General features: G+C 67.2%; 1 protein-coding gene. It reads right to left on the bottom strand.

Annotation, left to right across the window (positions count from 1 at the left end; genetic code table 11):
* The coding region (locus RVY79_RS16715; RefSeq protein ID WP_317465598.1) for a M66 family metalloprotease at positions 1-869 on the bottom strand (869 nt) is incomplete at both ends.

Here is an 869-nt window from a genome sequence, read left to right as displayed (position 1 = left end):
CCCGCATGCGGCAAGCCGAACGCATGGCCCTGCTCGTGGATGAAGATGCCGGTGTAGTTTTGGTCGCCCACGCCCGCATTGCCACCGCCGAGGCCGCCGCCGAGGGACACCGGCTTGTTCGTCACCGGGTCGACCGGCAGGATCGGCGCGTAGTACTGGTTGTTGGTCGGGCCTTCGCCGTTGGCGTTGCGCAGGCTCTGGATCAGGCTGAGCACCGAACTCATCACCGCGTAGCCTTCCTTCTGCTGGCTCATGGCCGTGACCACGTAGGCCGGCTGCGCTACGTTGGCGCTGTCTGCACGCGGCGCGATCACCATGCTGGGCCACGACACGCGCCCGATCGGGTGATTGGCTGCCGTCAGTGCCGAGACCGGCCACTTGGCGAAGATCTCCTGCTGCGTCACGGCGTCCGGCGCCTTGACGGTCGACAGCGGCGTCGTATTCGAATCGTTCGCGCCAAAGAGGTAGAACGGCAGTACACGCAGCGTGATGTCGGCGTTGGTGCCGAAGCTGGGCGTGTGGCTGGTGCTGGCGGTGTAGTTGGCTGCCGATACGCGGAACGCCGTGCCGGGCACCATCCACGTGGCAGGTACGGTCACGCTCCAGCGGTCGGTTGCGTACGGGCGGCCGGCAGATTCCGTGGGCGGCAGGGAGGCTGGCGCATTCAGCGCCAGGCTGCCGACCAGCGCGCCGTTGCGCCAGGCTTCCAGCTTCGGTTGCTGCACGTCTGCCTGACCGATCGACACCAGCGCCAGTGCTCCGCGATTGCCGGTGAGCTGCAGCGTGCCGGTGGTGTTCGGCAGCGTCCAGGTGATGCCGCCCTCAGGCAGCACATGCGTCTGCGCAAACTCCAGCTTGTTCAGCGCGAG

This window comes from Chromohalobacter sp. HP20-39, from assembly GCF_033052815.1.
In the GTDB taxonomy this organism is placed as follows: Bacteria; Pseudomonadota; Gammaproteobacteria; order Pseudomonadales; family Halomonadaceae; genus Chromohalobacter.
The sequence above is the reverse complement of the archived record's forward strand: the minus strand, read 5'-3'. Positions and strand labels throughout refer to the sequence as shown.